The sequence below is a fragment of the Rhodoferax sp. LS1P39 genome, from assembly GCF_056521425.1.
On the sequence record NZ_JBWMAV010000024.1, the window covers coordinates 16,343 to 41,128 of the forward strand.

Below are 24,786 nucleotides of genomic sequence, written 5' to 3' on the forward strand. Positions count from 1 at the left end.
ATAATTTGCAGGCCTTACCCCCCAGATCCCTGCAAAACCCCGGCCACCCACCGCAAGCACCGTGCATTTGCTATGGATGGGCGCGGGCCACCGCACTACCATTGCGCTAACCTTTTTTGCATCCACACCCATGACATCCCCCCTGCCCGGCCACCCCCACATCGCCTACCAAAATAACGCCCTGTGCATCGAAGGCCAGCCGCTCGCCGCCCTGGCCCAGGCCCACGGCACGCCTTTGTTCGTCTACTCCAAAGCCTCCATGCTGGAAGCCCTGGCCGCCTACCAGCGCGGCTTTGCGGGCCGCAAGGCGCAGATTTGCTACGCCATGAAGGCCAATTCGTCGCTGGGCGTGCTGCAGGTGTTTGCCCAGGCCGGCTGCGGCTTTGACATCGTCTCCAGCGGCGAGCTGGCGCGGGTGCTGGCCGCCGGTGCGGTGGCCTCCAAGGTGATCTTCTCCGGCGTGGGCAAGACCCGGGCCGAAATGCGCCATGCGCTGGGCGTGGCCATCGGCTGCTTCAACGTGGAAAGCACCGCCGAACTGGAAGTTTTGAACGAAGTCGCGTTGTCCATGGGTCTGCGCGCGCCGGTCAGCATCCGCGTGAACCCCAACGTCGACCCCAAGACCCACCCCTACATCTCCACCGGGCTCAAGGGCAACAAGTTTGGCATTGCCCACGAAGAAACCCTGGCCACCTACCAGCGCGCCGCCAGCCTGCCCGGCCTGCGCGTGGTGGGCATCGACTGCCACATCGGCAGCCAGATCACCGAGGAAACCCCGTACCTGGACGCGATGGACCGCGTGCTGGACCTGGTGGATGCCATCGAGGCCGCCGGTATCACCCTGCACCACATCGACTTTGGCGGTGGCCTGGGCATCAACTACCAGGACGACACCCCGCCCGCAGCCGACGCGCTGTGGCACCAACTGCTGGCCAAGCTGGACGCACGCGGCTACGGCCAGCGCCAGCTAATGGTTGAGCCCGGCCGCTCGCTGGTAGGCAACGCGGGCGTGTGCCTCACCGAGGTGCTGTACCTCAAGCCCGGCGAGCAAAAGAACTTCGCCATCATCGACGCGGCCATGAACGACCTGCCCCGCCCCGCCATGTACCAGGCCTTCCATTGCATAGTGCCGCTGGCTCCCCGGACGGAGGCCACCACGCTGGTCGATGTGGTCGGTCCGGTGTGCGAAAGCGGCGACTGGATTGGCCGCGACCGCGACCTGGCGGTGCAGCCCGGCGACCTGCTGGCCGTGCTGTCGGCCGGGGCCTACTGCATGAGCATGGCCAGCAACTACAACAGCCGGGGCCGCCCTGCCGAGGTGCTGGTGGATGGTGCAGCCGCCCACCTCATCCGGACCCGCGAGTCGATTGCCGACCAGATCCGGTTTGAAAAGCTGGTCGCTTAAATTATCATTTTGATAGCACAAAAGCGCCATTCCATAAGCACAGGGCTGGTATTTCATGTCCATCATCCTCGATACGCACTTGAAGAGCTTCCCGGCGACCGCCCCGGTGCAGGCCAGCGACCTGGCAGGTAGGGGCTGGAACCTGTTGGCCAATGACCTGGCGTTTCCGCTGGCCGTACTGAACCGGTCTGCGCTGGCGCACAACATCGCCTGGATGCAGGCCTATGCCGAGCGCAAGGGCGTGGTGCTGGCCCCGCACGGCAAAACCACCATGTCGCCCGAGCTGTTTGCCCAGCAACTGGCTGCCGGGGCCTGGGGCCTGAGCTTTGCCACGGTGTACCAGGCGCGGGTGGGTGTGGCCGCCGGGGCGCGCCGCATCGTCATCTGTAACCAGGTGGTCTGCGATGCCGACTTTGACGCGCTGGCGGCGCTGCTGGCTTCGCAGCCCGGCCTCAAGATCTGGTTTCTGGTGGATTCGCTGGCGCAACTGGATTTGATCCAAGACTGGGCGCAGAAGCGCCAAGCCACCGTACCGTTTGATGTGCTGCTGGAAATGGGCATTCCCGGCCAGCGTACCGGCTGCCGTACCGCCGAGCAGGCCATGGCCCTGGCCCGTGCGCTGGCTGCGTCCCCGGCGGTGCGCCTGGGCGGCATCGAATGCTACGAGGGCGGCGTGGCCCGTTGCGACAGCGCCCACGATGCCAGCGAAGTCACGGCCCTGCTGCGCCGCGTCACCGAGGTGGTGCGGGCGGTGGATGCCGAAGCCCTGTGGCAGGGCGAAGAGCTGCTGGTGTCCGCCGGAGGGTCTGCCGTGTTCGACCTGGTGCTGCCGCTGCTGCGCACCCAGGGTTTGTCGCGCCCCTTTACCGGTGTGCTGCGCTCGGGTTGCTACATCACCCACGACGACGGCAACTACGCCCGGTATCTGAAAAAGTTGGAGCAGCGCGAGGGGCTGGACAGCTCCTTGCGCGCCGCCCTGTCGGTGTGGACGCTGGTGCAGTCGGTGCCCGAGCCCGGTCTGGCCCTGCTCACCTGTGGCCGCCGCGATATTTCTTATGACCTGGAAATGCCGCTACCGCTTATGCATGGGGCGCAAGCAGCTACTAAAAATATAGCAACACCGCCCGACTGGCACATCAGCGCATTGAACGACCAGCACGCCTACCTGCGCTTTGACCCCGCAGGGGTGGTGCCCCAGGTGGGCGACCGCGTGGTGCTGGGCATTTCACACCCCTGCACCACGTTTGACAAATGGCGCTGGATGGCGGTGGTGGAAGACGATGGCCGCGTCACCGGGGCCATTCACACCGAGTTTTGAAGTCACAACTGGCATTCCGCAGCCAACACCCGCTAAGATTCCCTAGTGACAGCAGCACACCAGGAAACTTACATGGGACTACCCCTGAGCCAACCCCACTTTGATGCCGATGCCTACCTGGCCTGGGAGGCCGAGCAGCCCCATCGCTCCGAATACGTGGCAGGAGAAGTGTTCGCCACGGTGGGCGTACGGCGCACGCATGCAACTGTAGCCTTGAATATAGGAGCCGCGCTACGAGAGCACCTGCGGGGCTCGCCATGCCTGCCCTTTATTGCCGACATGAAGCTGCACGTTGCGGCGGCCAATGCCTTCTTTTACCCCGATGTGATGGCTACCTGCGACGAGCGCGACCGCCGGGCCGACTTGTTTGTAGAGCACCCTAAGCTGATCGTGGAAATTTTGTCCGCCTCCACCGCCGCCTACGACCGGGGCGCCAAGTTTGTCGCCTACCGACAAATAGCGGCCTTGCAGGAGTTTGTGCTCATTGATGTGGACACCCGGCGCATCGAAATCTACCGCCGCCAACCCAACAATGAATGGCTGTTGCACGACTACGCGGGCGAGCCTAGCTGCCGTTTGGAGTCTGTGGGCTTGAGCTTACCGATGGAGACTGTGTTTGAAGATGTGGACACGGGCGCGGCAGAGGCGGCCTCGGCTGAGTCTTGACACCGATCAGATCAAAATACTGATTTTTATAGCACTACACGCTTATTCGATGGGCGCTGGAGGCCTTTTTTCTTGAAATATTGGGCCACGCGCCAGCCCAGCAGCACGGCGATGATGGCGGCGTACACACCCACCTCGGCAAAGTTGTTCTTGCCCGCCCGCATCCAGAAAAAGTGCAACAACCCCAGCCCGGCAATGGCGTAGACCAGCTTGTGCAAGGTCTGCCAGCGTTTGGCTCCCATCGCCTTGATGGCGCGGTTAAACGAGGTGGCGGCCAGCGGGGTGAGCAGCACAAAGGCCAGGAAACCCACCAGGATGAACGGCCGCTTGGCGATGTCTTTGGCGATATCGGGCACGTCAAAGCCCATGTCGAACCAGCTGTAGCTCAGCAGGTGCAGCACCACATAAAAGTACACGTACAGCCCCAGCATCCGCCGAAAGCGCGCCAGGCCAGGGGTGTTGGTGAGGGTGCGCAGGGGCGTGACGGCCAGCACGATGCAGATAAAGCGCAGCGTCCAGGAGCCGGTGGCGCGGATCAGGTGCTCGGCGGGGTTGGCCCCCAGGCCGTCGGTAAACGCGCCATAGACCAGCCACAGAAAAGGCAGCAGGCACAGCACAAACACACCCGGCTTGGCAGCGGGGTGGAGCAACAGCTTGTTCATGGTTTTAGAAGTTTTTGGTCAGGTCCAGCCCGGCGTAGAGCTGGCCCACCTGCGCCTCGTAGCCGTTGAACATCAGGGTTTTGCGCTTTTTGGCAAACAGGCCGTCTTCGCCGATGCGGCGCTCGGTGGCCTGGCTCCAGCGCGGGTGGTCCACGTTGGGATTGACGTTGGAATAAAAACCGTACTCGTTGGCGGCGGCCTTGTTCCAGGCGGTGGCGGGCTGCTTGTCGGTGAAGCGTATCTTGACAATGCTCTTGCCGCTCTTGAAGCCGTATTTCCACGGCAGCACCATGCGCACCGGCGCGCCGCTCTGGTTGGGCAGTACCTCGCCGTACATGCCGAAAGTAAGCAGCGCCAGGGGATGCATGGCTTCGTCCATGCGCAGGCCTTCCACGTAGGGCCACGACAGCACCCGTGAGCCCACAAACGGCATGGTCTTGGGGTCGGCCAGGGTGACGAACTCGACAAACTTGGCGCTGCCCAGCGGCTCCACCGCCTTGATCAGCGCGCTCAGCGAGTAGCCCATCCACGGGATCACCATGGACCAGCCCTCCACGCAGCGCAGGCGGTAAATACGCTCTTCCATGGGGGCCAGCTTGAGCAGGTCTTCCAGCGCGTATTTGGCGGGCTTTTTGACCAGGCCCTCGATCTCCACCGTCCAGGGCGTGGTTTTCAGGGTGTGGGCGTTTTGCGCGGGGTCGGACTTGTCGGTGCCGAACTCGTAGAAATTGTTGTAGGTGGATGCGTCCTTGTAGGGCGTGATTTTTTCCATCACCGCAGCCCCCGCCACCGCCGACTTGGCGCCGACCAGCGGGGCCAGCTTGCCTGAGCCCTGGGCCATGGCTTCACGGCCCGCCCAGGTGGCCAATGCTGCCCCGGCGACTCCACTGGCCATCAGCTTGACCATGTCGCGCCGCCCGGTGTAGACGCGCTGCGGCGTGATCTCGCTCGATGCGGGGTGGAGAAAGCCGTCGGAGTGGGTCTTGATCAACATGGTAGAAATCCTGGTGGTTTGGCTATCAGTCGTCCGAGACGCAAAAGTCTTACAAGGTTCCGTAGCTGTGGAGTCCACTCAAGAACATATTCACGCCCAAAAAGGCAAAACTGGTCACGCCCAGCCCGGCCAGCGCCCACCAGGCGGCCACGGTGCCGCGCAGGCCCTTCATCAGCCGCATGTGCAGCCAGGCGGCGTAGTTGAGCCAGACGATCAGGGCCCAGGTTTCTTTCGGGTCCCAGCTCCAGTAGCCGCCCCAGGCCTCGGCCGCCCACAGAGCCCCCAGCACGGTAGCAATGGTGAAAAAGGCAAAACCTACGGCGATGCACTTGTACATCACGTCGTCCAGCACCTCAAAGCTGGGCAAGCGGGCTGCAATGCGTTGGCGGCCCCACAAAATGCCGCCCATGATGGCCGCAGAAATCAGCAAATACACCGCCCAGTAACTGCCACCAGCCTCGGTGGTGGTTTTGCGGAACACCAGCGGCATGAAGCACAGCACCACGCCCAGCAGCCACAGGGGGGTGAGCTTGTGCCAGCGCGTTTCCAGCGCCTGCTGCTTGATGAGGTAGCCAAACGCCAGCATCGCCGCCATGGCAAAGGTGCCGTAGCCAATGAAGTTGGCGGGCACGTGCAGCTTCATCCACCAGCTTTTCAGCGCGGGCACCAGGGGCTGGATTTCATGCGCCTCGCGCACCACGGTGTACCAGAGCAAAAAGCCCACCGCCGCGCTGACCACCAGCATCACCATCGCCCCCATGGAGCGGGTGTGGTACTGGGCTTCAAAGTACAAATAAAAGGTGGCGGTGAGCCAGCAGAACAGCACGAACACTTCGTACAAGTTGCTCACCGGGATGTGGCCCACGTCAGCCCCGATCAGGTAGCTTTCGTACCAGCGCACCATGGTGCCCACCAGGGCCATGGTCACGGCCGCCCAGGTAATGCGGGTGGCTATGGATTCCATGCTGGCGCTGTTGCTGCCGGATGCCACCACGCCCAGCCAGTAAAAAATGGTGGCCATGAAGAACAGCACGCTCATCCACAAAATGGCCGACTGGCTGGACAAAAAGTACTTCAACCAGAACACGGTTTCGGAGCGCGGCAAGCTACCCTGCCCATCGACCTGGTAGGACCAAATCGCCAGCAGCGACAGCGCCGCCACCCCCAGCATCAGCACCCGTAAAGGTCGCCAGAACCAGCCGATCCAGATGGCGGCGGGCACGGTTCCCAGCAAGATGCCTTTTTCGTACACGTCCATGAAGTCCATGTAGCGGCTGAACGCAAACAGGCCACCGGCCACCACCAGGGCGGCAAACAGCCAGTCGAAAGCGCTACGGCTACCAAAGTAGGCCTCGTTGAGCTGGATGGTGGCAGGGGTTGCCGATGTCGTGGTGGAAGTGTTCATATCAGTCTTTCGCCCCAATCAGCTTGGCTTTGAGGTGGTCAAATTCGCGGTCGCCATCCATGGTCTTGCGGTTGGTGGACAAGGCCATGCTGGCTTCCGTTTGGCTATCTCCCTGGCTGAGCCAGACCCAGACGCGGCGCTCGCGCACGTACAGCATGGCAAACACGCCCAGGATCAGAAACGCACAGCCAAGATACACCACCGTCTTGCCGGGTGCGCGGGCCACCTGGAATACGCTGGCCTGCACCTGGGTGAAGTTGGTCAGCCCAAAGGCCATGGGCGCGGGATAGAACTGCACGTCGCTCAGGGCCAACACGGCCTGGGTCATGTAGCCCTGGGTCTTTTCCGAGGGCTCCAGGGGCGGCAGCCCGGCCTGGGTCTGGGCGCTTTGCAGCAGCTCGAACAGCACGCCATTCAAGATACGTACCAGCACGGCACCGGCTTTTTCGCGTTCGGCCTCGGGCACATTGGCTTCGATGAAGTCAGCAATCGCCTGCAGGCCGCCCTTGGCGTTCTTGCCGCCGGGCTCAGTCCCGGCAAACAGGGCCATGGCGCGGTTGGCCGACAGGCTGAGCTGCTGCGCCAGCTCGGGCCGCGCCGGGTCTACCGCCTTGGCGGCGTAGCGCTGCACCGCCTGGGCGCGCAGGGCCGGGTCAAGCAGCGCGGCGCGCAGGCGGGTAAAGCTGTCCATGCTGCCCTCGCCATCCACCGGGATGCGCAGGTAACGGAAGGCATCCACCGGGTTCTCGCGCATGCCCAGCAGGTAGACCGGCACGCCGTCGCCGGTATCCACCGGCAGCATGTAGTTGTGGAACTCGCGGGCCTGGCCTGCGGCGTCGCGCAGCTTGTAGGTGATGCTGGGGCCCACATTGCGCAGCACTTTTTGGGTTTGCGTCTTGTTGGCCGCGCCCAGGCGTGAGTCGATGGCATGGCGCAGATCGACCTTGCGCACATCCGCCCCCGAAGAGGTGGCGTCGGCCCCAAAGTTTTCCACGTTGATGACGCGCAGCGCGGTGTATTCCAGCGTGAGCTTCTCGCCACCGGCCCCCTGGGTGAGCTGCGAGGTGCCGCCGATGGTGCCCTCGATCTCGAACGGCTTGGTGGCCGCCCCCATGGGCATGGCCCGCAGCGAAACCTTGGAGCCGCCGTCGTCAAAGCTGGACTGGTAAATCTCCACGCCCTTGTAGTTAGCTGGGTGGTTGACCTCTACGCGGGCGGGAATGGCCGCGCCGGTTTCCTTGTCGCGGATGATGATGTCGCTGGCAAACAGCTTGGGCATGCCGGTGGAGTAGTACTCGACGATGAACTTCTTCAGCTCGATGGCAAACGGCAGGTCTTGCAGCACCACGCCATCGGCCCGGTTCAGGATGGCGGTGCTGCTTTGCCCGCCCTCGGCCACCAGGATGTTGCCGCGGAAGGTGGGATTGTTGGCATCCAGGCGGTGCTGCACCGGCACATCGGCGATCAGGCCGCCGCCGGTGTAGACCGATTTGCCGTTCAGCAGCATCTGCGCCTTGACCACCAGGTCGCCATCCAGCAAGCCGCCAATGCAGATCAGCACGATGGCGCTGTGCGCGGCGATGTAGCCCAGCTTGTTGGCCGCACCGGCCTTGGCGGCCACCATCCAACCGGTGTCACGTTGCTGCAACTTCACCTTCCAGCCGCCGCTGACCAGGGTCTGGCCGATGCGCCGGGCCGCCACTTCGGGCGATTCCGCCAGGCTGGCCTGGGCGTGGTGGGCAAAGGCTTTCAGGCTCTGGGCGCGGATACCTTCCTTAAAAATCTTGAAATCGGCCCAGATCTTGGGTGTGCTGCGCGCAATGCACAGCGAGGTGCTGAGCACCAAAAACGCCAAAATCAGCATGAACCACCAGGCGCTGTACACCGTGGTCAGGCTGGCTGCCGCAAACACCTGGGCCCAGAACGGCCCGAACTGGTTGACGTAGTTGACCAGCGGCTCCTGCTGCTTAAGCACCGTGCCGATCACCGAGGCGATGCAGATGACGGTCAGCAGCGAGATCGAAAACCGCATCGACGAAAACAGCTCCACCGCAGCGCGCAGCGCATGGGAGCGGGTCTTGACGCGAACGCCGTGGGTGCTGACAGACATGGAAGGAGGAACTCAAAGGCAAAAATAAAAAGGGCGGGCCGTCATCGAGGGCCCGCCCTATTAGGGGACGATTGGCGCGCTTGGTTCCCCAAGCGCCAGGCCTTAGAACGTGTTCAAGGTCTTTTTAGGGCCGCGCAGATACCTGTTCGGGATGCGCAGTTAGGCGCAAAACCCAAGCCAAGGCTTGTGCCTTGGCTGGTTTTGTAACAACGCTGAGCGCCCGAACAGGTATCTGCCCTGCGGGTTGGGGTGAAATCGGGCGATTTGTCTGCCAGAGCCCTTGCATGGGCAGAGAGCCCATGCTGCGGTCTCCGACAACCAACTCATCCCGATTGCACCCCAACGCGGTCCTAAAAAGACCGTGAACACGTTCTTAATGCAGGCCAGCGATGTAATCGGCCACGGCCTTGATTTCGCGGTCGTTCATCTTGGCGGCCACCATGCTCATTTGGGCGCTGTTCTTGCGGCCACCGTCGCGGAAAGTGGTCAACTGTGCGGCCACGTAGTCGGCATGCTGGCCACCCAGGCGCGGGTACTGGGCTGGAATACCGGCACCGTTGGGGCTGTGGCAACCGGCGCAGGCGGCGATCTGGCGGTCGGCAATGCCACCGCGGTAAATGCGTTCACCCAAGGCCACCAACTCTTTGTCTTTGGCGAAACCGGCTTTCACCTTTTTGGAGGCCGCCCAGTAAGAGATGTTGCGCATGTCGTCATCAGTCAGGCCGGCGGCAAAGCCCTTCATCACCGCGTTGTTGCGCTTACCAGACTTGAATTCCTGCAACTGCTTGAGCAGGTACTCGGGGTGCTGTTGCGACAGCTTGGGGTTGGCGGCGATGGCCGAATTGCCGTCCGCACCGTGGCAGGCGGCGCACACCGCGGTAAAGCTGGCCTCGCCTTTGACCAGATCGGGCTTGGCGGCCATGGGCGCTGCGGGTTTTTCCCCGGCAGCAAAAGCCGACACAAAAGGGCTCGCCAGCGCGGCGGCGGTCAACAGGGAGACAAGGAGCTTCATATTCGAGGGGGCCTATCGATTTGTCTTTTCGGGGGCGATTTTGGTGCACATCTGGCGTGAATCCAGGGCGCACAAGCCAATGATTCTACAATGCAGGTCCGGTTCTCTTTACGAGAACTCTTGAAAACGACAGCCGCAGCACCTGCACCCTGTCCTCCGAAGATTCCATGATTCCTACCTCTCCCCCGGCAGCCGACGGCGCGCCCTTGCCCAAATTGCCGCCTGCCAAAAGCCCGGCGGTCATCGCTGCGGGCTGGATGCACACCGCCAAGTTCCTGACCACCGCGCCGCAACTGCACCATCTGCCCCCGCTGACCGTGCCGGAAATCGCCTTTGTGGGGCGCTCCAACGCGGGCAAATCCACCTGCATCAACACCCTGACGCAGCAAAAGCAGCTGGCCTACGCCTCCAAAAAGCCCGGCCGCACGCAAAACATCAACCTGTTCAGCCTGGGCAAACAGGGCATAACCGACGCGGTACTGGCCGATTTGCCCGGCTACGGCTACGCGGCGGTCCCCAAGGCCGACAAGATCCGCTGGCAGCGCGTGATGGCCAACTACCTGGTCACCCGCGAGAACCTGGTCGGCATCGTGATGATGTGCGACCCGCGCCACGGCCTGACCGAGCTGGACGAAATCCTGCTGGACATCGTGCGCCCCCGCGTCGCCGAAGGCCTGAAGTTTTTGATTTTGCTGACCAAGTCCGACAAGCTCAACCGCGAAGAAGCCACCAAGGCCCTCTCCATCGCGCGCCTGCAGGCCGGTGGCGGCGAGGTCAAGCTGTTCTCGGCATTAAAGAAGCAGGGCATCGACGAAGCCAGCCAACTGCTGTGGCAGTGGGCGCACCCTGAGGGCAGCGATGCCCCCGCCCCCAAGCCCGCAGCGCCGGTGCTGGACGAGCCTGAAAATCTGGACGAAGACTGATATTTTCTGGACTCCAACCTGTTGAATTACAACAGTTTTCCTATGATTTTCAGATTTGTTGAAAATGTAGGAAAACTGTAATTTCCAGCCGTCTGCTAAGGATGGACTTGGCGAAGAAGCAGCAAGACAGTCCGGCAATTTGCCCAACAAGCAAAGGCTAATCGCCTAACCGACATTAATGATCTTTTAGGCCTCCAGTGCTTACTCCATAAGCGCAAGCAGCTCCTAAAACCATAGTAAAGCTCAATACACCTCAGGCGCGCCCGGCGGCCGGGTTTTGAAGCGCTTGTGCACCCAGAAGTACTGCGCGGGCATGGTGGCGATGTAGTCTTGCAGGCGGCGGTTCATCAGGGCGGTGTCGGCTTCGGCATCCGCGCTGGGGAAGTCTTCCCAGGCGGGCAGCACCTCCACCTCGTAACCCCAGTCGGTCATGCGGGTCAGCACCGGCACCACCTTGGCGCGGCCCAGGCGGGCGAAACGCGACAGCGACGGCACGGTGGCGGCGGGTACGCCGTAAAACAGCACAAAAAACGCGTCCTTGGCCCCGAAATCCATGTCGGGCAGCAGGTACAGCGGCTGGCCCTGGCGCAGCGAGGCGACGATTTCCTTCACACCCTGTCGGCGGTCAAACAGGCGGGCGTTGCCAAAGCGCTGGCGGCCCTGGGCGATCCATGCATCCATCACCTGGTTGCTTTGGGGGGTAAAGATGGTGTTGAAGTCGCGCGGAATCTGCTGCGACAAGGCGGTAGCCCCCGCGTCCAGCCCCACAAAGTGCGGCACAAACAGCACGGTAGGCGCATCGCCGCTGAGCTGCGCCACGTCGCCCACAATTTTGAGCCGCTGCAAGGTGCGCTCGGGCGCGCCGTGCCACAGCCAGCCCCGGTCCAGCCAGGCCTGCGTGAAATACACAAAGATTTTCCGCACCAGCGCCCGCCGCTCCTGCGCAGACTGCTCTGGAAAGCATAGTGCGAGGTTGGTGGTGGCGATGGCCCGCCGACCGCCCAGCAGGCCATACAACACCATCCCCAGGACCCAGCCCGCGCCACGCACCCAGGCCAGCGGCAGGCGCGCCAGCAGGCGCATGAACACAATCAATCCTTGGGACAGCATCAAAAATCCAAATCAAAAACGGAAAATCAGGGGCGCGCTTCTGGCCGCGGCTGCTTGTAGCGCGCGTAGCTCCAGAGGTACATGCCGGGGCGTTGGCGGATCAGGTCTTCCATGGCGGCGTTCAGCGCCGCAGCAGCCACCGCATCGCCCTGGTCCAGCGGCAAATGCAGGGGGTGCACATGGATGACATAGCCGCGCCCCCAGGGCAAACGGTCGCCCAAGGCTACCAGCATCGGCGCGCCGCTTTGCCGGGCCAGCCGCAAGGCCAGGGTCATGGTGTAGGCCGGGCGGCCAAAAAACGGGGCCCACACGCCCTGCCCCTCGCCGGGCACCTGGTCGGGCAGCATGCCCACCACCCGGCCCTGCTTGAGCGACTTGAGGATCATGCGCACGCCGCCGGTGGTGGTGGGCGCGGCCTCCAGCCCCGGTGCGGAGCGGGCGGCCTTGAGCAGGTCGTCCAGCCAGGCGAACTTGGACGGCTTGTACAGGATGGTCATCGCGCCGTACTTTTCGCTGAACCGGGCGGCGTGGGCCTGGGGCACCACCTCGAAGCTGCCCACGTGCGGGGTCATGAAAACCACGCCCTTGCCCAGCGCCAGCGCGTCCTCCAGGTGCTCCACGCCCTGCCATTGGATTTTGGGCAGCTTTTGGGCGCGGGGGCGCAACCACAGCCAAGGCAGTTCGGTGGCCAGCTTGCCCGCTTCGGCAATGGCGCGGCGGGCCTGGCGCGGGGCGATACCGGCCTGGGTCACGTTGGCGTTAAAGCGTTTGCGGTAGGTGGGCGATGCCAGATAGGCCAGCCAGCCCAGCAGCGCACCCAGCATGTGCAGCACCGCCAAGGGCAGGTGGGCGGACCATCGAAACAACATGGACATATTTGGTAACGGTAGAATTCAAAGGTCGCTGAGTTAAATGAACTACTTGCAGGGCGACGTTAAACACATCTGCTAAAGCGTTCGCCAAAGCTCCCAGGCTGGCAACGCGCCATCACCAACACAGGAGTTTACAAAATGGCGAACGACTTTCTCTTTACCTCCGAATCCGTCTCCGAAGGCCACCCCGACAAGGTAGCCGACCAGATCTCGGACGCGATTCTGGATGCCATCTTCAAGCAAGACCCCTTGAGCCGCGTGGCCGCCGAGACGCTGACCAACACCGGCCTGGTCGTGCTGGCGGGCGAGATCACCACCAACGCGCATGTGGACTACATCCAGGTGGCCCGCGACACTATCAAGCGCATCGGCTACGACAACACCGAATACGGCATCGACCACAAGGGCTGCGCAGTCATGGTCTGCTATGACAAGCAGAGCAACGACATCGCCCAGGGCGTGGACCATGCCAGTGACGACCACCTGAACACCGGCGCGGGCGACCAGGGCCTGATGTTTGGCTACGCCTGTAATGAGACGCCCGAGCTGATGCCCGCGCCCATCTACTACGCGCACCGCCTGGTCGAGCGCCAGGCCCAGCTGCGCAAGGATGGCCGCCTGCCCTTCCTGCGCCCCGATGCCAAGAGCCAGGTGACCATGCGTTATGTGGACGGCAAACCGCACAGCATCGACACCGTGGTGCTGTCCACCCAGCACCACCCCGACCAGTCGGAAACGCCCACGAAGATGAAGGCATCCTTTATCGAGGCGGTGATCGAAGAAATCATCAAGCCCGTGCTGCCCAAAGAGTGGCTGCAAGACACCAAGTACCTGATCAACCCCACCGGCCGCTTCGTCATCGGCGGCCCGCAAGGCGACTGCGGGCTGACTGGTCGCAAGATCATTGTGGACACCTACGGCGGTGCCTGCCCGCACGGCGGCGGCGCGTTCAGCGGCAAAGACCCCACAAAGGTGGACCGCTCGGCCGCCTACGCCGCCCGCTACGTGGCCAAGAACATCGTGGCCGCCGGTCTGGCGCGCCAGTGCCAGATCCAGGTGGCCTACGCGATTGGCGTGGCCCACCCGATGAACGTGACCATCTACACCGAAGGCACGGGCGTGATCCCCGACGCGCAGATCGCCGAGCTGGTCAAAGCCCACTTCGACCTGCGCCCCAAGGGCATCATCCAGATGCTGGACCTGCTGCGCCCGATCTACGAAAAGACCGCGGCTTACGGCCACTTTGGACGGGAAGAACCAGAGTTCACCTGGGAACGGACGGACAAGGCGCAGATTCTGCGGGCTGCTGCAGGCCTGAAATAAGCACGCTTTACGCTTCACTGGGATACTGGGGGGCTCACCACCCCGCTCCCCGTTATGAACCCTGATGCCGCCCAGTTGTGGCCCGCGCCACGCTGGGCCCTGGCAATTTTGTTGGCCCTGCTTGGCATGCTGGGGCCGTTTTCCATAGACACCTTCCTCCCGGCGTTTGCAGGGATTGCCGCATCCACGCACGCCACCCCGGCGCAGATGCAGCAGACGCTATCGGCCTACCTGTTTGGCTTTGCGTTCATGAACCTGTTCCACGGTGCGCTGTCGGACAGCTTTGGCCGCCGCCCCGTGGTGCTGACCGGCCTGGCGATTTTCACCCTGGCCAGCGCGGGCTGTGCGCTGTCGCAAAGCATTGGGCAACTGGTGTTTTTCCGCGCCTTGCAGGGCTTGTCGACTGGCGCGGGCATCGTGGTGGCGCGGGCGGTGGTGCGCGACATGTTTCCCCCGGCAGACGCGCAAAAGGTGATGAGCCAGATCACCATCTACTTCGGCGTGGCCCCGGCCATTGCGCCCATCATCGGCGGCTGGCTGTTTGTGCACCTGGGCTGGCACAGCATCTTTTGGTTTTTGACCGGCGTGGGCGTGCTGCTGTGGCTGGCCAACTTCCGGTTTCTGCCCGAAACCCTGCATGTTGCCCAGCGCCAGCCGCTGAACGCCCGCAACCTGCTGCGCGGCTACCGGCAGCTCATCGCGAACCCGCGCTTTGTGCTGCTGGCGCTGGCCAGCGGCGTGCCCTTCAACGGCATGTTTTTGTACGTGCTTTCGGCCCCGGAGTTTCTGGGCAGCTTGCTGGGGCTGGGGCCGACGCAGTTTTTCTGGTTTTTTGTGCTGACCATCGGCGGCATCATGGCCGGGGCATGGATGAGTGGCCGTATGGCGGGCAAGATTCCAGCCAAGACGCAAATCCGCCACGGCTTTGTGATCATGGTGGGGGTGTCGGCGGTGAATGTGCTGGCCAATCTGCTGTTCACCGCGCACGTCAGCTGGGCGCTGTTCCCGGTGGCGCTGTTTGCGTTTGGCTGGGCCATGATGGTGCCCGCCGTGACGCTGCTGGTGCTGGACCTGGTGCCCGAGCGGCGCGGCATGGCCTCCAGCCTGCAGGCCTGTTTGGGCTCTACCGCCAACGGGCTGGTGGCCGGGGTGCTGGCACCTCTGGTGATGCACTCGGCCATTGCGCTGGCGCTGGCCTCTGCGGCCTTGCTCAGCGTGGGTTTGCTGGCCTGGATGGGGTTACACCGGCGCTGGCCGGAGGTGGGGCGGGCGGTGTAGGGACCATGCATAAAACGCACAACACCCCACCACGTACGCTACGGTATTAGGAGCTTCTCACGCTCAATCCATAAGCACGGGCAGCCAAAAACACCTGTAACCAGATATCTTTCAGGTATTCCAAAACCACACAAACCCATCAAGCCGCCGCGCTAAACCCCGTGGGGTTGGCGCTCTGCCAGCGCCAGGCGTCGGTGCACATGGCATCCAGCCCGCGCTCGGCGCGCCAGCCCAGCAGCTCCCGCGCCGCAGTGGGTTCGGCATAGCAGGCGGCAATGTCGCCGGGCCGCCGGGGGGCAACCTGGTAGGGCACGGGCTTGCCGCTGGCTTTTTCGAACGCGCGCACCATGTCCAGCACGCTGTAGCCGATGCCGGTGCCCAGGTTCACGGTCAAGAAGTCGGGCACGGCCTGCAGGCGCTCCAGCGCTTTGAGGTGGCCCACGGCCAGATCGACCACGTGGATGTAGTCGCGCACGCCGGTGCCGTCGGGGGTGGTGTAGTCGTCACCCCACACGTTCAAAAATGCGCGCTGGCCCACGGCCACCTGGGCCACAAAGGGCAGCAGGTTGTTGGGGGTGCCGCGCGGGTCTTCGCCGATCAGCCCGCTTTCGTGCGCGCCCACGGGGTTGAAATAGCGCAGGATGCCGATGCGCCACGACGCGTCGCTAAGGTGCAGGTCGCGCAGCAGGTCTTCCACCATCAGCTTGCTGCGGCCATAGGGGTTGGTGGCCGAGAGCGGGTGGTCTTCAGTGAGCGGCAGGCGCTGCGGGTCACCGTAGACCGTGGCCGACGAGCTGAACACCAGCGTCTTCACGCCGCACGCGCCCATGGCTTCGAGCAGGCGCAGGGTACCCACCACATTGTTGTCGTAATAACGCAGCGGCTGCGCCACCGACTCGCCCACCGCCTTGAGGCCCGCGCAGTGGATGACTGCCGTGGCCCCACTGGACTGCAGCGCCGCCGTCAAGGCCGCCACATCGCGGATGTCGCCTTCAATCAGCCGGGGTTTTTTGCCCGTGATGCGCTCCACCCGCGCCAGCGACTCGGGCTGGCTGTTGCAAAAGTTGTCGAACACCGTCACGTCCAAGCCTGCGTTGAGCAACTCTACGCAGGTATGGGAGCCAATGTAGCCAGCGCCACCGGTCACAAAAATCATGGAAAGCCTTTGGTTGTGCAAGGCGCTCATGTTAGAGCCAAAGCGCCCTGCCAGGCCCCATGGCGCTGCATCAGGCGGACATTGCGGCCAGCAGCTCGGTCTTGCGCGAGGCCATTTTTGCGCCCAGGGCCAGCAGGTCCATGCTGGTCTTTTTGGCCTTGGGAAACATTTCGGTGTGCTCCTCTTTCACGTGGTGCTTCACGTATTCGGACAGCACCTTGATCTTGGCATCGAACATTTCGCCGTTGGGGGTCTGCCCTTCCACCTGGGCGATCAGGTCCTTCAGGGTGGCGTGCTCCACCGTGGCTTCGGGCACCAGCTCGGAGTCGTTCAAGGCGCGTTTCACGGCGGGGTAGAAGATTTCTTCTTCCAACTGCGCGTGCACACTCAGCTCCTTGCAGATGGTGCTGACCAACTCTTTTTTCTTGCCGACGGCGCTGGTGATCTCGTACTCGGCAAACAGATCGCTGACCCGCTTGTGGTCGGCCCGCAGCATGGCGGTGGCCTCCTGGGGTTTGGACGGTGCGGACTTTGCGGGTGTTTTGGCGGGGACTTTCGCAGATGCTTTGGTGGTAGTTGACATGGTGTGGCTCCTTGGAGGTTGTGTGGGAATGCTTGCTTTGCCGTCTAGCTGACGAAAATGGCAATCAAAATGATGATGGGGATAGGGATCCCGAGAAATAGCAAAAGCAGTGAACGCATGGAATGTCTCCTTGGGGTTGCGTGGTTAAAACAGGTCGCGCTGGCGGCCACCGAAGGTCGCGGCCAGGCTGGCCATGAAGGCTCCCATCAGCAGCGAAACGAATAGCCACAGGGCGCTGTAGGCCGACGCTTTGCGGGCCTTGTCGGCCGCATTGCGGGTGGCAACCTCTACCTCTTTGGCGCTGGCCTGCACCCGAGCGAACGCTTCGGTAACCCGCTTCTCGGCATCGGCCTGGGGCAGTCCGGTTCGCTGTGCAACCAGCTGGCCTACATACTTTGCATCGTCGGCCGGGAGCTGGCCCTTGCCGATGGCAGTGGCCAAAATGCGCCCCACTTCGGCGGAGGAGGACGCGACCTCGTCCTGGGTGGCTTGGACGGGTGTAATGGCGGGTGTGTCGGCGGGTGCACTTGCAGGTGCGCTGGCTGCAGGCGCTTGCATGCTTTTCCGGAACAGGCCGTCCACCAGATAGCCCTGGTCGGCAAACCCACCGTCCGGCTTGGCGGCAGCGGTCAATGCAGGCATGGCATTGGCCGCCGTGCCCGCAGCACCCGACACTACGCTGGCACCGGCCTGCACACCCCCATTGACGATGCCGCCAATGGCCGATGTCAGCATGGCCGCCGTCACCAGGGTCGCCAGCGCCCAGGCCAGAAATCCGTGGGCGGTGTCACGAAAGTACACCTCGTCGGTATGGGTGCCCGCCCATCGCACGCGCAGGCGTCCGGCCAGGTAGCCACCCAGACCCGCAGCCGCCAGTTGGGTAAAGGCAATCCACACAATCGTCGAGATGCCGAAGGTGCTGGCTGTAGCGCCCTGGCCAGACCAGGGCGACACAGACGACAGCCCCAGGCCGACGCCCAGGATCAATAGAATCAAAGACAGCGCAGCAGCCCCGGCGGCCCCTGCAACAATGGCCGCCCATGAGACGGCGCTGACGGATGGAGCCGGGCTTTGGGCATATGCAGGTGCAAGCCCTGGGGCCCCGTTCGGCGAGGCAGGCAGGTTGGTGTGAATCACGTGGTGTCTCCAAAAGATGAGATTGCATGGTGCGACGGCCCGCCAGGGGTGGCTGTCGGTTCAGCCCGTGGCCTGCAGTAGGACGGCATGCCGCAGGCGCATGGGCATTTGGGCGAAGAGAAGAGCCTAATTTCGCTATGTGGCCTACCGCCTATACGCGGTGGCCGATTCGCCCTATAAGCAGGGATGCGCCTCTCCGCTTTCATCCTCTCGAACATGGAACCCATCCTGCAGGAGTGGCAAGACTTTGCCGCCACCCTGGTGCCCCCAGGACAAACCATGAACAAGGTGGCGCTGCGCGACCACATCAAACTCATACTGGAAAACGTAGCCGCCGACCTGGACCTGCCCCCGACCGATGCCGATGGCACCGACAAGTCGAAAAGCGTGGATGCCTCAGCGACCGAAGAGACCGCAGCCACCGAGCACGGCAAGGAGCGCCTGGCCTATGGCTTCGGGCTGGACGCAGCGGTAGCCGAGTACCGCGCCCTGCGCGCCAGCGTGACGCGCCTATGGCAGAAGTCGCTGAAGGACGAAACCATTCCCGCCACGGCCGTCCGAGACCTGATCCGGTTCAACGAGGCGCTGGATTTAGCCATCACCGAATCGGTGACCAGCTATGCCCATGAAAAGGAGCAGCTCACCCGGGTGTTTGACACCATCTTGTCGTCATCGCCTGACCTCAGCTTCACCTTCGACCTGGAAGGCCGCTTCGCCTATACCAACCAGGCCATGACGGCGTTGCTGGGCCGAGGTATGGGCCAGATCACCGGCAAGTTGTGCGCCGATGTGGGCCTGCCGGGGGCCGATGCGTTGCAACACAGCATCCACGCCGTCATCCACACCAAAAAGCCGGTGCGCGGCGAGATGCGCTATACCGCAGACGGCGTGGATACCGACATCTACGACTACATCTTCGCGCCCGTGCTGGACGCGGCAGGCGAAATCGAGGCGGTGGTCGGCACGGCCCGCAACGTCACCGACCGCAAGGCCACCGAAGAACACAACTGGCGCAGCGCCAACTACGACAGCCTCACCGGCTTGCCCAACCGCAGACTGTTCCTGGACCGGCTGGACCTGCAGCTACGCCACGCGGCCCGCTCCCAGTGCCTGCTGGCGCTGCTGTTCATCGACCTGGACCACTTCAAGGACATCAACGACACGCTGGGCCACGAGGCAGGCGATGCACTGCTGCGCCAGGCGGCGCTTCGCATTCAATCGTGCCTGCGCAACGAAGACACGGTGGCGCGCCTGGGCGGCGACGAATTCACCGTCATCCTGCCCGACCTGGGCAGCCCCGAGCACGCCAAAGCCGTAGCCACCGTGATCCAGCGCGAACTGGCCCGCCCCTTCGACATCGCCCACCCCGCCCCCCAGGTGTCCGGCAGCATAGGCGTGGCCTTTTACCCGCAAGACGGCCTGACGGTGGGCGAGCTGGTCAAAAGCGCGGATTCGGCCATGTACCTGGCCAAGCAGGCCGGGCGGGACCAGTTCAGCTTTTGCGCGGCGCGGGAGGGGTGAGGGGGGGTATTTTCGGAGACCCGCCCTGCCGGAAATTTGGAAAATCCAGATTGCTCGCAGGATATTGGTCAAGAATATCTAACCAACGCAAATCGCAACTCCTGGCCAAATAGGCAGGAGCAACGACACCGGCAGCACACATTTCCCCATTCGCACGCAAAATTGCGCACAGACGGGGAAATGCGCATGCCACCGTGATCGATGCAATGGACCTGGCCTTGCTCACCGGCCAGCGCCCGGCCGACGTGCTAAAGCTCAAGCATGCGGATATCCGCGACGGGGCGCTGTGGACCGTGCAGAACAAGACCAGCGCCCGCCTGGGCATCGAGATAACCGGGGAGCTGGCGGCCACCATCGCCAGGATCAACGCCCGGCCCTACGAGGCCACCAGCGCCTACCTGATCCAGAACGCAAACGGCCAGCCACTCACCAAGGATGCGCTGCGCTCACGCTTCGACAAGGCCCGCACGCTGGCCGGGGTGACTTTTCAGTTTCGGGATATCCGGGCCAAGGCGGCGACCGATACGGGCGATCTAGCTCACTCGCAAAAGCTGCTGGCGCACAAGAATCGGGAGATGACAGAGCACTACGTCAAGGCCCGGATGGGCAAACGGGTGAAGCCGCTGAGATAACCGCCCTGCTGGGCGAAACGGGCCATTTTTCGGGGTGTGCTTTTCTACTGTCTGCGCAGAATTGTAGAGAAACACCCGGAATTGTAGAGTGGCCCCAGCACCCCAAACGGGCGCTAAGGCGCATGAATAATGGTAGGACGTGAGTGACTTGAACACTCGACCAAAGGATTATGAGAACAAGGGAGCCCAGCTTCCAGACCTCCGTAAGTCCATGAATTTAAAGGCTTTCTTCCGCTCCCACCACCCTTTAGGCCTTAGAACCGAACGTATACCGAACTGTTATGGAGCCCCTGCTTTTTGACAGGGATTTTTCCCATGCAGATCAACGAGTTACGCTCGATCAGCCGAACCGAAACCGAATGCTCGGCCAAACTGATCTTGACGCGCCACTTAGCGGTCGATCAGCAGCCTCACACACCTCGCTTTTATTCTACGCCCTAAGCATTCGATAGCCATTAAGCAGGGCTATAGCGATCGCCGTGGGTTACTCAACGTCGTCCACTCATCATTTTTAATACCACTCTGTCAATGCTCCGCATCGGTATCTGCGTCCTCAATTTTATGGATGCATGCACTCCAAGAACAACATACATTCTCTTTACAAAGCGTCGAAAGAGACACATGACGAACATCATATTTTGTGCAGATGGCACATGGAATGGTACGGACGTAGACGATGACAAGGATGGCGTACCCGATGCCACCAACGTTCTCAAGCTCTTTCATTTGCTCAAAGGTGACACGTCCATTGATTCCCGGCGACTCAAAGACGAAGCAGAAAAGTCTTTGGTGGAAGGTGGCGTGACACGGCAGATTGCCAAATACCTCCACGGCGTAGGTGATTCGTCAAACCCTTTACTGAAGCTGCTCGGGGGTGCTTTCGGTGTCGGCATCATTACCAGAATTGTGCGTGGATACACCTTTATCAGCCGGAACTGGGAGCCTGGGGATGCCATTTTCATCATTGGCTTTAGTCGAGGTGCTTATACCGCACGTGCTCTGGCGGGATTAATAACAAGTGTTGGCCTTTTAAATCCAAAGAAAAATAAGCTTGATGATAAAGATCTGGCCTACAGTCTTGGAGTGGCCGCTTGGCGGAAGTATCGAGAAAACGCTAGTGCCAAGCAGAAAGCTGATTCAATCAAAGAACTGTTCGCTAGCTTCATAGCCACACTACCGGGATATGCACCCATACCGCTCCCCCCCAAAAACTGATAAAGGCCCGCATAACAGCCGTTGCCGTCTGGGTGTTGATGCCAACTGCAGAATGAGCAACGCTACCAGTAATTTCATGACCACCCCAAGTCCTTGCAGAACGAAGCTGGATGCGCCTTTCCCGACACATGTGACCTATCAGTTCGGCATTGGCATAAGCGCGATGAACTGGTCAATTCAAGGTCAGCAGTAACAGCATCACGATTGATACTATTTACGCAGGAGTTCGAGCAGGAGGCCTGTCCGCGTGGCAAGAAAATGCCGCATTAAAAGCATCAGGAGAAAAGAGAATAATAAAAAAATATCCAACAGCGGCGACAACTAGCTGGACCGAATGGAAAAATACACCAAAAGTATTCTAATAGCAACCCATACAAAAAAGCAAGAACAACTGCCAACCACTTCTAAAGCCCGAAAAAATCACCGTCGCACTTTCTAAAAACAGAAACGCCGAAAAATAATTAAACAAGAGTAGATTATGTCAATTGAACTAGCATTAATTGGGGCAATGCTAACTTATAAAATTAGCTGCCTAACTGTGGGGGCATTATTTTGCTATATGGGTTACCGACTTTTCATCCAAAGTATTTGGGGGAAATCTGGTGATCTTAACGCAAATTTTGGAAATAATAAAATTGTTCTAAAAAGTGCAGCTCCTGGGACATTTTTCGCAATTCTTGGAGCGGCTATTGTTGTTTCATCAGTATGGCAAGGTATAAACTTCGACTGGCATAAGGTAAACGACAGTAGTTCGCTTTCATCGTCTAAAGCCCCAAAACTTCCAGAGCAAGAAGAGTCAAAATGAAAAAAATATTCTCATATATTACATTCACAATTGCCCTCATATCGGTCATCAATATAGCTTGGGCTGATCTGCGCAACCCAAATTACATTCAGGCGAAAGAAGCCTATGTCAGAGGCTCGTGGGCAGACGCACTGACATTACTAAAAAAATATCAAGCTGAAGATGCGAGCTTTCTCTTAACAAGTCCATTAAACAGCAGTGCTATTTCCGCAGCGGTATCTTTCTGCGAGAGTAAAGTCACACCAAGGCCCACTCAAGGCTCGGTCCACCTCATTTTGGGCGGTATTCATGGTGAAGGGTCAGCTACTGCCCCAGCTGTTGCGCCCAGTCTACCTGCATCGCCATTAGGACAACCTTCTGGGTACCCTGCTGGATATGGCATGCAAGTCTGTGGATGCTGGGGCCCGTCCCCCCTTCCCTCTGTGCTTGAGCCTAAATGTGCAAGTGGTCAAGTGCGCTTGAACATATGCCCAGAATTTTGTGCATCAGGACAACAATATGCGTACGTCTGCTCTTGATTAATTAAAAAATTATATTGAAAATATAATTAATTATAGGATTATTTAACACATTACTTTTGCTGGTATTAATTTATTTAATAAACACAAAACTTGCAAAATTATTCCCCAGTGAACGTATACGGATAATTACGCCCTCCTAGGTCGAAAAAAAGAGAAATGAGATCGACAACCATAGGCAGAAATGGGGAGTCCTAAAAATAGAGGACCCCACCATTTCCTAGCCTAGGCTGACGCTGCTGTGGGCATTGCCCCCTTGATCATGCTGGATGCAGTGTTGGCCGCGTCCATCAGGGAGGTCGAGCTCAGGTGGGCATAGCGCTCCGTCACGGAGTGGCTTGAATGGCCCAGAATCTTTTGCACCTCGTACAAGCTACGTCCGTTGTTGACCAAGAACGATGCAAATTGGTGCCGAAGATCGTGTAACCGCAGCTTAGGTAGCGCCGCCTTGATCCTGATCCGATCCCACACCTTGTGGACATGGCCAAGACGCTCACCAGTTCTGCCGCTTATGAACAGGTGTGGATGCTCCCGATCAGGATCTTGATTTCTCAGGATACCCAGCAACTCGATGGCACTATCGTTAAGCGGTACCGACCGAACCCGCTTGCTCTTGCTGGTCGCAGCAGAAATACGCCATACCCGTGATTGCGTGTCAACTTGGTCCCACGTCGCATCCAGCGCCTCGTTCAGTCGGGCACCTGTACAGAGTAAGAACAACGCCACATTGCACACGGACCGATTGTCATCAACCTGCAAGACATTCAACAGACCCTGTAGCTGTTCCGAGTCCATGTAGTGCTCCAGCCGATTGTCAGCATTGAACAGCTTTATCCGTGCGATGGGACTGACCGGAATCACATCCCATTCCACGGCCTTGTTCATCATCTGGCGAAGCAGCTTCACCACATGGTCAGCAGATGCTGGTGATAGCTTTTTATCCAGCAAACCCGCATGGAATTCCTGAGCTTCCTGGCGACGTAACTCACTCAAGCGCCGAGCACCAAATTTCTCCCTCACGTACTTCTCAAACAGCCCAACATCTTTTTTCCATGATCGCTTGCGAGGTGTCACATAGGGTAGATATGAATCATCGAAGAAAGCCGCCAAGGTGGGTACAGCCTTCTTTGCCTTTTCCTCACCCCGTGGGTCTGAGCCCATGGTGATGGATGCCTTCAACTGCTTCGCCTTCCTGCGTGCTTCCGCCAAGGAAAATTCCGAGGTACGCCCTAGCTTCTGGTGGCAGGTCTTGCTGGCGGCATCCTTGTAGCGCAGGTAGTAGGTACCCTGCCCAGGACTGCTGGCACGAACTTCGATATACAGGCCCGTACGCAGGGGATCGACGAGCTCATCCTTCTGTTTTCCTGGAGGGCATGCCAGGTGGTTGTCGATATAGGACTGGTCTAGATTTCTGATGATTGCCATGGTTTCCTTTCTTAGGTGGATTTGTGTGGTGACTGAATGGACGGCGTGCTGCAATAGCGGCACCGGGTGTTGAAAATCGGTTTCTTCATAGTGGTGTTGGACAAGGTTTGGGTTGACAGAGGTGTGTAGCTACCGGGATAGCTCAGGGATTTGGCGAGCGGCCTTTGGCCCACATGGAAGACTGAGCATGGGAAACAGGCAAGCCGAAGCCACACAGGCGGCACAGATGGGTGCGTCTATGGGGTGCCCTGCTCAGGTCAGGTCGGGTCACTACCCGTGCTCATAGGGAAGGCACGGCGGCAGCAAGGTGGTGGGAAAGGTGGGAAAACCCCACGCCAGGGGGCCCGCCCTAGAGGATCTATGGAGAGAACCACCAGGACGGAACTACTTTTTCCTTTAGGAAAGGTTGTGGTCTAAAAAACCCACCTCTACCACCTCCCTGGGGAAGACATCACAACCATTTCTGCGCTGTGAAGCTCCAGCAAAGATGAAGGCCTTAGAAGCGGCTATCGGTCACCAGTTGAGCCGCCACTTCTGCTTCGGTGGGTTTGAACTTCACCCCTCGAAAAATTTCAATTCCATGCAGCGTGGCGTGGGTGTGTGCTGGTCAAGTTTTTTCGGACACCGCGATAGGTTGTTTGATTGCCGATTGCTGCTCGAAAGCATTGGGTGGCAAGTTGCCCAGTTTGGAGTGCAGCCGCACGCTGTTGTAGAAG

The 24,786-nt window shown here is 60.6% G+C and carries 21 protein-coding genes; 10 read left to right on the forward strand and 11 right to left on the reverse strand.

Annotated elements, in window-relative coordinates; genetic code table 11:
• The first annotated feature begins 130 nt into the window (after positions 1 to 130).
• The 3 genes from lysA (at position 131) to AC097O_RS23800 (ending at position 3,389) form a co-directional block, all read left to right on the forward strand.
• Positions 131 to 1,405 (forward strand): diaminopimelate decarboxylase, encoded by a 1,275-nt coding sequence (gene lysA, locus AC097O_RS23790; protein ID WP_479595405.1) that lies wholly within the window; start codon positions 131 to 133, stop codon positions 1,403 to 1,405.
• A 55-nt stretch (positions 1,406 to 1,460) separates the two neighbouring features.
• Positions 1,461 to 2,723 carry an amino acid deaminase gene (locus AC097O_RS23795; protein ID WP_479595406.1) on the forward strand — a complete coding sequence of 421 codons (1,263 nt, stop codon included), beginning with the start codon at positions 1,461 to 1,463 and terminating at the stop codon, positions 2,721 to 2,723.
• A gap of 72 nt (positions 2,724 to 2,795) precedes the next feature.
• On the forward strand, positions 2,796 to 3,389 hold the full coding sequence (locus tag AC097O_RS23800) for a Uma2 family endonuclease (RefSeq protein WP_479595407.1): 594 nt from the start codon (positions 2,796 to 2,798) through the stop codon (positions 3,387 to 3,389).
• Positions 3,390 to 3,415: 26 nt separating this feature from the next.
• On the opposite strand, the gene AC097O_RS23805 is transcribed toward AC097O_RS23800, so the two are convergent.
• The 5 genes from AC097O_RS23805 to AC097O_RS23825 all read right to left on the reverse strand — a co-directional run bounded on the left by AC097O_RS23805 (position 3,416) and on the right by AC097O_RS23825 (position 9,572).
• Positions 3,416 to 4,051 (reverse strand): protein-methionine-sulfoxide reductase heme-binding subunit MsrQ, encoded by a 636-nt coding sequence (locus AC097O_RS23805; RefSeq protein WP_479595408.1) that lies wholly within the window; start codon positions 4,049 to 4,051, stop codon positions 3,416 to 3,418.
• Between the two features lie 4 nt (positions 4,052 to 4,055).
• Positions 4,056 to 5,045: a protein-methionine-sulfoxide reductase catalytic subunit MsrP gene (gene msrP, locus AC097O_RS23810; protein ID WP_479595409.1), complete on the reverse strand. Its 990-nt coding sequence runs from the start codon at positions 5,043 to 5,045 to the stop codon at positions 4,056 to 4,058.
• Between the two features lie 49 nt (positions 5,046 to 5,094).
• On the reverse strand, positions 5,095 to 6,450 hold the full coding sequence (ccsB, locus tag AC097O_RS23815; protein WP_479595410.1) for a c-type cytochrome biogenesis protein CcsB: 1,356 nt from the start codon (positions 6,448 to 6,450) through the stop codon (positions 5,095 to 5,097).
• A gap of 1 nt (position 6,451) precedes the next feature.
• Positions 6,452 to 8,560: a cytochrome c biogenesis protein ResB gene (locus tag AC097O_RS23820; protein WP_479595411.1), complete on the reverse strand. Its 2,109-nt coding sequence runs from the start codon at positions 8,558 to 8,560 to the stop codon at positions 6,452 to 6,454.
• A gap of 373 nt (positions 8,561 to 8,933) precedes the next feature.
• A complete protein-coding gene (locus AC097O_RS23825) occupies positions 8,934 to 9,572 on the reverse strand; it encodes a c-type cytochrome (RefSeq protein WP_479595412.1) in 639 nt (212 codons plus the stop codon).
• A gap of 167 nt (positions 9,573 to 9,739) precedes the next feature.
• Between AC097O_RS23825 and yihA the strand changes: the two genes are divergently transcribed.
• A complete protein-coding gene (gene yihA / locus AC097O_RS23830; RefSeq protein WP_479595413.1) occupies positions 9,740 to 10,495 on the forward strand; it encodes a ribosome biogenesis GTP-binding protein YihA/YsxC in 756 nt (251 codons plus the stop codon).
• 243 nt (positions 10,496 to 10,738) lie between these two features.
• Here yihA and AC097O_RS23835 read toward each other — a convergent pair whose 3' ends face one another.
• Positions 10,739 to 11,605: a lysophospholipid acyltransferase family protein gene (locus AC097O_RS23835; RefSeq protein WP_479595414.1), complete on the reverse strand. Its 867-nt coding sequence runs from the start codon at positions 11,603 to 11,605 to the stop codon at positions 10,739 to 10,741.
• Between the two features lie 26 nt (positions 11,606 to 11,631).
• Positions 11,632 to 12,474: a lysophospholipid acyltransferase family protein gene (locus AC097O_RS23840; protein WP_479595415.1), complete on the reverse strand. Its 843-nt coding sequence runs from the start codon at positions 12,472 to 12,474 to the stop codon at positions 11,632 to 11,634.
• Between the two features lie 141 nt (positions 12,475 to 12,615).
• On the opposite strand from AC097O_RS23840, the gene metK reads away from it, so the two are divergent.
• Positions 12,616 to 13,800 (forward strand): methionine adenosyltransferase, encoded by a 1,185-nt coding sequence (metK, locus tag AC097O_RS23845; RefSeq protein ID WP_479595416.1) that lies wholly within the window; start codon positions 12,616 to 12,618, stop codon positions 13,798 to 13,800.
• Positions 13,801 to 13,854: 54 nt separating this feature from the next.
• On the forward strand, positions 13,855 to 15,078 hold the full coding sequence (locus tag AC097O_RS23850; protein ID WP_479595417.1) for a multidrug effflux MFS transporter: 1,224 nt from the start codon (positions 13,855 to 13,857) through the stop codon (positions 15,076 to 15,078).
• Positions 15,079 to 15,217: 139 nt separating this feature from the next.
• On the opposite strand, the gene galE is transcribed toward AC097O_RS23850, so the two are convergent.
• The 3 genes from galE to AC097O_RS23865 all read right to left on the reverse strand — a co-directional run bounded on the left by galE (position 15,218) and on the right by AC097O_RS23865 (position 17,954).
• The gene (gene galE / locus AC097O_RS23855; RefSeq protein ID WP_479595418.1) at positions 15,218 to 16,234 is read right to left on the reverse strand and encodes a UDP-glucose 4-epimerase GalE; all 1,017 of its coding nucleotides are present in this window, start codon (positions 16,232 to 16,234) and stop codon (positions 15,218 to 15,220) included.
• Between the two features lie 70 nt (positions 16,235 to 16,304).
• The gene (locus tag AC097O_RS23860) at positions 16,305 to 16,817 is read right to left on the reverse strand and encodes a hemerythrin domain-containing protein (protein WP_479595419.1); all 513 of its coding nucleotides are present in this window, start codon (positions 16,815 to 16,817) and stop codon (positions 16,305 to 16,307) included.
• Between the two features lie 144 nt (positions 16,818 to 16,961).
• Positions 16,962 to 17,954 carry a hypothetical protein gene (locus AC097O_RS23865; RefSeq protein ID WP_479595420.1) on the reverse strand — a complete coding sequence of 331 codons (993 nt, stop codon included), beginning with the start codon at positions 17,952 to 17,954 and terminating at the stop codon, positions 16,962 to 16,964.
• A 186-nt stretch (positions 17,955 to 18,140) separates the two neighbouring features.
• On the opposite strand from AC097O_RS23865, the gene AC097O_RS23870 reads away from it, so the two are divergent.
• The 4 genes from AC097O_RS23870 (at position 18,141) to AC097O_RS23885 (ending at position 22,127) form a co-directional block, all read left to right on the forward strand.
• Positions 18,141 to 19,475, forward strand: a complete 1,335-nt coding sequence (locus tag AC097O_RS23870) for a diguanylate cyclase domain-containing protein (RefSeq protein ID WP_479595421.1) — start codon at positions 18,141 to 18,143, stop codon at positions 19,473 to 19,475.
• 194 nt (positions 19,476 to 19,669) lie between these two features.
• Entirely contained in the window at positions 19,670 to 20,107 is a 438-nt protein-coding gene (locus AC097O_RS23875) for a tyrosine-type recombinase/integrase (protein WP_479595422.1), read from the forward strand.
• Positions 20,108 to 20,728: 621 nt separating this feature from the next.
• Entirely contained in the window at positions 20,729 to 21,322 is a 594-nt protein-coding gene (locus AC097O_RS23880) for a phospholipase effector Tle1 domain-containing protein (RefSeq protein WP_479595423.1), read from the forward strand.
• Between the two features lie 478 nt (positions 21,323 to 21,800).
• Positions 21,801 to 22,127: a hypothetical protein gene (locus tag AC097O_RS23885; RefSeq protein WP_479595424.1), complete on the forward strand. Its 327-nt coding sequence runs from the start codon at positions 21,801 to 21,803 to the stop codon at positions 22,125 to 22,127.
• Positions 22,128 to 22,870: 743 nt separating this feature from the next.
• Here the strand turns inward: AC097O_RS23885 and AC097O_RS23890 are convergent.
• Positions 22,871 to 24,070: a tyrosine-type recombinase/integrase gene (locus AC097O_RS23890; RefSeq protein ID WP_479595425.1), complete on the reverse strand. Its 1,200-nt coding sequence runs from the start codon at positions 24,068 to 24,070 to the stop codon at positions 22,871 to 22,873.
• Positions 24,071 to 24,786: the final 716 nt, after the last annotated feature.

Excerpts from the sequence above, each read along its gene's own strand:
- lysA (WP_479595405.1), top strand. The coding sequence starts at position 131 with ATGACATCCCCCCTGCCCGGCCACCCCCACATCGCCTACCAAAATAAC.
- AC097O_RS23840 (WP_479595415.1), bottom strand. The coding sequence starts at position 12,474 with ATGTTGTTTCGATGGTCCGCCCACCTGCCCTTGGCGGTGCTGCACATG.
- AC097O_RS23850 (WP_479595417.1), top strand. The coding sequence starts at position 13,855 with ATGAACCCTGATGCCGCCCAGTTGTGGCCCGCGCCACGCTGGGCCCTG.
- AC097O_RS23825 (WP_479595412.1), bottom strand. The coding sequence starts at position 9,572 with ATGAAGCTCCTTGTCTCCCTGTTGACCGCCGCCGCGCTGGCGAGCCCT.
- AC097O_RS23820 (WP_479595411.1), bottom strand. The coding sequence starts at position 8,560 with ATGTCTGTCAGCACCCACGGCGTTCGCGTCAAGACCCGCTCCCATGCG.
- AC097O_RS23835 (WP_479595414.1), bottom strand. The coding sequence starts at position 11,605 with ATGCTGTCCCAAGGATTGATTGTGTTCATGCGCCTGCTGGCGCGCCTG.
- yihA (WP_479595413.1), top strand. The coding sequence starts at position 9,740 with ATGATTCCTACCTCTCCCCCGGCAGCCGACGGCGCGCCCTTGCCCAAA.
- galE (WP_479595418.1), bottom strand. The coding sequence starts at position 16,234 with ATGATTTTTGTGACCGGTGGCGCTGGCTACATTGGCTCCCATACCTGC.
- msrP (WP_479595409.1), bottom strand. The coding sequence starts at position 5,045 with ATGTTGATCAAGACCCACTCCGACGGCTTTCTCCACCCCGCATCGAGC.
- AC097O_RS23795 (WP_479595406.1), top strand. The coding sequence starts at position 1,461 with ATGTCCATCATCCTCGATACGCACTTGAAGAGCTTCCCGGCGACCGCC.
- AC097O_RS23885 (WP_479595424.1), top strand. The coding sequence starts at position 21,801 with ATGTCAATTGAACTAGCATTAATTGGGGCAATGCTAACTTATAAAATT.
- metK (WP_479595416.1), top strand. The coding sequence starts at position 12,616 with ATGGCGAACGACTTTCTCTTTACCTCCGAATCCGTCTCCGAAGGCCAC.
- AC097O_RS23890 (WP_479595425.1), bottom strand. The coding sequence starts at position 24,070 with ATGGCAATCATCAGAAATCTAGACCAGTCCTATATCGACAACCACCTG.
- AC097O_RS23800 (WP_479595407.1), top strand. The coding sequence starts at position 2,796 with ATGGGACTACCCCTGAGCCAACCCCACTTTGATGCCGATGCCTACCTG.
- AC097O_RS23870 (WP_479595421.1), top strand. The coding sequence starts at position 18,141 with ATGCGCCTCTCCGCTTTCATCCTCTCGAACATGGAACCCATCCTGCAG.
- AC097O_RS23860 (WP_479595419.1), bottom strand. The coding sequence starts at position 16,817 with ATGTCAACTACCACCAAAGCATCTGCGAAAGTCCCCGCCAAAACACCC.
- AC097O_RS23880 (WP_479595423.1), top strand. The coding sequence starts at position 20,729 with ATGACGAACATCATATTTTGTGCAGATGGCACATGGAATGGTACGGAC.
- ccsB (WP_479595410.1), bottom strand. The coding sequence starts at position 6,450 with ATGAACACTTCCACCACGACATCGGCAACCCCTGCCACCATCCAGCTC.
- AC097O_RS23805 (WP_479595408.1), bottom strand. The coding sequence starts at position 4,051 with ATGAACAAGCTGTTGCTCCACCCCGCTGCCAAGCCGGGTGTGTTTGTG.